This window comes from Aeromicrobium sp. Leaf272 (assembly GCF_001422865.1).
In the GTDB taxonomy this organism is placed as follows: Bacteria; Actinomycetota; Actinomycetes; order Propionibacteriales; family Nocardioidaceae; genus Aeromicrobium.
The window spans coordinates 89,965-93,644 of the sequence record NZ_LMMY01000009.1 but is presented as its reverse complement, the minus strand read 5'-3'; the positions used below and the strand labels follow the sequence as shown (position 1 = coordinate 93,644).

Annotated in this window: 4 protein-coding genes; 3 read left to right on the top strand and 1 reads right to left on the bottom strand. The window is 72.5% G+C overall.

Annotation, left to right across the window (positions count from 1 at the left end):
* Nucleotides 1-176 precede the first annotated feature (176 nt).
* On the top strand, nucleotides 177-1,157 hold the full coding sequence (locus ASF38_RS01980) for a polyprenyl synthetase family protein (RefSeq protein WP_369815156.1): 981 nt from the start codon (nucleotides 177-179) through the stop codon (nucleotides 1,155-1,157).
* 63 nt (nucleotides 1,158-1,220) lie between these two features.
* Here the strand turns inward: ASF38_RS01980 and rarD are convergent, their stop codons facing one another.
* The gene (gene rarD / locus ASF38_RS01975) at nucleotides 1,221-2,162 is read right to left on the bottom strand and encodes an EamA family transporter RarD (protein ID WP_082480402.1); all 942 of its coding nucleotides are present in this window, start codon (nucleotides 2,160-2,162) and stop codon (nucleotides 1,221-1,223) included.
* Between the two features lie 93 nt (nucleotides 2,163-2,255).
* Here rarD and ASF38_RS01970 point away from each other — a divergent pair, with 93 nt between their 5' ends.
* Together ASF38_RS01970 and ASF38_RS01965 are read left to right on the top strand one after the other, a co-directional pair.
* Nucleotides 2,256-2,843, top strand: a complete 588-nt coding sequence (locus ASF38_RS01970) for a bifunctional 2-polyprenyl-6-hydroxyphenol methylase/3-demethylubiquinol 3-O-methyltransferase UbiG (protein ID WP_056573300.1) — start codon at nucleotides 2,256-2,258, stop codon at nucleotides 2,841-2,843.
* 17 nt (nucleotides 2,844-2,860) lie between these two features.
* On the top strand, nucleotides 2,861-3,601 hold the full coding sequence (locus tag ASF38_RS01965) for a TIGR02206 family membrane protein (protein WP_162237279.1): 741 nt from the start codon (nucleotides 2,861-2,863) through the stop codon (nucleotides 3,599-3,601).
* Nucleotides 3,602-3,680 lie beyond the last annotated feature (79 nt).

Here is a 3,680-nt window from a genome sequence, read left to right as displayed (position 1 = left end):
CCCCGTCGGCGACGGGCCGACGGTCGCGCTGCCGAGCCTCTTGACTACGGTGGTCATCGCAGCAGCCGCTGTGGGCACGGTGGCCATGGGCATCCTTCCAGGGCCGGTGCTCGATCTCGCTCAGCACGCGGGCACGTTCGTGCGCTGAGCCCACCGGACCAGGAGCAGACGTGTCGCTGGGAGTCTCGTTCGACGACCCGACCCTCGAGGAGCGCGTGCGCCTCGGGGTGGAGGCCGTCGAGCGTCGCCTCGCCGAGGCCGTCGACAGCCCCGACCCGTTCGTGGCCGAGGCCGCCGCCCACCTCGTGAACGCCGGGGGCAAGCGGTTCCGGCCGCTGCTCGTGGTGCTCGCCGCGCAGCTGGGCGACCCCGAGCACCCCGACGTCGTGCCGTCGGCCGTCGTCGTGGAGCTCACCCACCTGGCCACGCTGTACCACGACGACGTGATGGACGAGGCCCCGTTGCGGCGGGGGGCGCCGAGCGCCAACGACCGCTGGGGCAACTCGCTGGCGATCCTCGTGGGCGACTACCTCTTCGCGCAGGCCTCCGAGCTCGTCTCGACGCTGGGCACCGAGGCCGTGCGCATCCAGGCCGAGACCTTCTCGCGGCTCGTCCGAGGGCAGATCCGCGAGACCATCGGTCCGTCCGAGGGTGAGGACGCGCTGCAGCACTACCTCGACGTCGTGGCCGACAAGACCGGTTCGCTGATCGCCACGTCGGCGCGCTTCGGTGCGCGGGCGGCGGGCGCGGGCGAGCAGGTCGAGGCCGCGCTCACGGAGTTCGGCGAGCGCATCGGCGTGGCGTTCCAGCTGAGCGACGACGTGCTCGACATCGCCAGCGAGAGCGACGACTCGGGCAAGACGCCCGGCACCGACCTGCGCGAGGGCGTCCCGACGCTGCCCACGCTGCTCGCCCTGCGCGGCACCGACCCGGCCGACGCCGAGCTGCGCGAGCTCCTCGCCGGCCCGATCGAGGACGACGCCGTCGTCGAGGAGGTGCTTGCCGCGCTGCGGGTGCACCCGGCCATGGCCGAGGCGCGGGCGCACGTGCAGGCCGAGGCCGACGCCGCCCGAGCCCTGCTGGCCGACCTGCCCGACGTGCCGGCCCGCCGCGCCCTCGAGGCGCTCTGCGACTCCCTCGCCACGCGTCTGGCCTGACGCCTCGCCCCGCCCGCGCCCCCAGCCCGCGTCAGGACGCGGCCCCGGGAGCGGACGGGTAGGTCAGCAGGCCTCGGCGTTGGTGGCGGTCTGGCGCAGGATGCGGCGCCGGTTGCCGATCGCGTCGATCGTGAAGATCACGAGCGCCGACCACACGAGGGCGAAGCCGATCCAGCGCGCGGTGCTCATCGCCTCGTCGAAGACGAACAGGCCGAGCAGGAACTGCAGGAACGGTCCGAGGTACTGCAGGAGCCCGATGGTGGTGAGCGACAGCCGGGTGGCGGCGGCCCCGAACATGAGCAGCGGGATGGCCGTGACCACACCGGTCCCGACGAGCAGCGTCGCGTTCGCGGCACCCGCGTGGCCGAAGGTCAGGTCGCCGCGCAGCTGGAGGACGACCAGGAACGCCACGGCCACGGGCGCCAGGATGAGCGTCTCCATGCCGAGCCCCTCGAAGGCCCCGAGCGAGGCCCGCTTCTTTAGGAACCCGTAGGTCGCGAACGAGCCCGCGACCAGGAGCGCGATCCAGGGGAGGCGCCCGTAGTCCACGGTGAGCACGACCACGGCCACGAACCCGATGCCGACGGCGGCCCACTGGGCGGGCCGCAGGGTCTCCTTGAGCACGAACACGCCGAGGAGCACGGTGACCAGCGGGTTGATGAAGTAGCCGAGCGACGTCTCGATGACGTGCCCGTTGGTGACGCCCCAGATGAACCCGCCCCAGTTGAGCGCGATCGTGACCGACGCGAGCGCGAGGAACAGCATGAGCGTGCGGTCACGGGCGATGTCGCGGAAGCGTCCCCAGCGTCGGGTCGCGGCAATGAGCACGAGCACGAAGACCAGCGACCACACGATGCGGTGGGCCAGCACCTCCAGCGGTCCGGCCGGCTCGAGCAGCGGCCAGTACAGCGGGAACAGTCCCCAGCAGAGGTACGCGCCGATGCCGTAGGGGAGCCCGCTGCCCTCTCGAGGCGCCGTGGTGGTGGGGGTGTCCTGCTGCGTCACCGTCCGAGCGTAGGCCCGGTCCGGTCCGAGTCGATGCGACGGGCCGTCCGGCCGGACGCGCACGGGGGTGGGCGATCGTCCACGATGGTGTCCATGACGTCGACACCACGCTGGTTCACCGACACCGACGAGAACCACTCCACCTGGTACCGCGACCGGTTCCGCGAGCTGGCGGCCGAGGGTGCCGACCTGGAGGGCGAGGCGCGGCTCGTCGACGCGCTGAGCCCGCGCGGCTCCCGGGTGCTCGACGCCGGGTGCGGTGCCGGACGTCTCGGCGGGACCCTGCACCGGCGGGGGCACGACGTCACCGGCGTCGACGCCGACGAGGTGCTGGTCGCCGAGGCGCAGGCCACGCACCCCGGGCCTCGCTGGCTGGTCGCCGACCTCGCCGGGCTCGACCTCGGCGAGACGTTCGACGTCGTGGTCACCGCCGGCAACGTGATGGTCTTCCTGGCGCCGGGAACCGAGCGACAGGTGGTGCAGCGGCTCGCGAGCCACGTGAACGACGAGGGGGCGCTGGTGCTCGGCTTCCGCCTCGACTGGCACTACGGCCTGCCCGACCTCGACGCCGACCTCGAGGCCGCCGGCCTCGCCGTGGAGCAGCGGTTCGCCACGTGGGACCTGCGGCCGCTCACGCCTGCGTCCGACTTCGCGGTGACGATCGCCCGGCGGCCCGCCTAGCGGTCTACGCTGCGGTCGTGGTGATCGACGGACGGGACGTGCTCGCAGCGGGGGAGTTCCAGGCGTACGACACCAGCCACGTGACGGTGCTCGTGCTGTTCGCCGTCGGCCTGGTGCCGATCGTGCTGCTCGGCCGGCGGGTGCGCGGAACGGCAGGGGAGGCCACGACGAGCCGCGTCCTCGCCGTCGGCATCGTCGCCGTGACGGTGCCCCTGCAGGTCCTGCAGCTGCTGCCGGCGGAGTGGAACCCGCGCACGTCGTTGCCCTTCCAGCTGTGCGACCTGGCCTGGATGTTCGCGGTGCACGCCTTGTGGACGCGTTCTCGTCTCACGTCGACCGTCACCTACCTCTGGGGCCTCACTCTCACGACGCAAGGCATGGCCACGCCCGACCTCGCCTCCGCCTGGCCCGAGCCGAGGTTCGTCATGTTCTGGGCGATGCACCTGCTCATCGTGTGGGCCGCGGTCTACCTCGTCGTCGGGCTCGGTGTGCTGCCGACGTGGTCGACCTACCGCCGCACGGTCGTGATCACGCTCGTCTGGGCGGCGTCGGTCTTGGTCTACAACACGCTCGCCGACACCAACTACGGCTACCTCAACGGCAAGCCGAGCCGCGCCTCGCTGCTCGACGTCCTGCCGGCGTGGCCCTGGTACGTGGCGGTCGAGATCGCCGTGGTCGCCGCAGTCTGGGCTCTGCTGGTGTGGCCGTGGACGCGCGCCCCCACCGGCACCCTCGCCGGCGCCGCGCGCCCTGCATGAGAAGCCTCTCACCGTCGCGTCATGCCGCTCTCACGCACGGGGCCTTGCATGGGGACCACACCAAGCCCCCGAGGAGAAC

What these genes read in the sequence shown, in the direction of transcription:
- ASF38_RS01970 (WP_056573300.1), top strand. Translation starts at nt 2,256, where the DNA reads ATGACGTCGACACCACGCTGGTTCACCGACACCGACGAGAACCACTCC.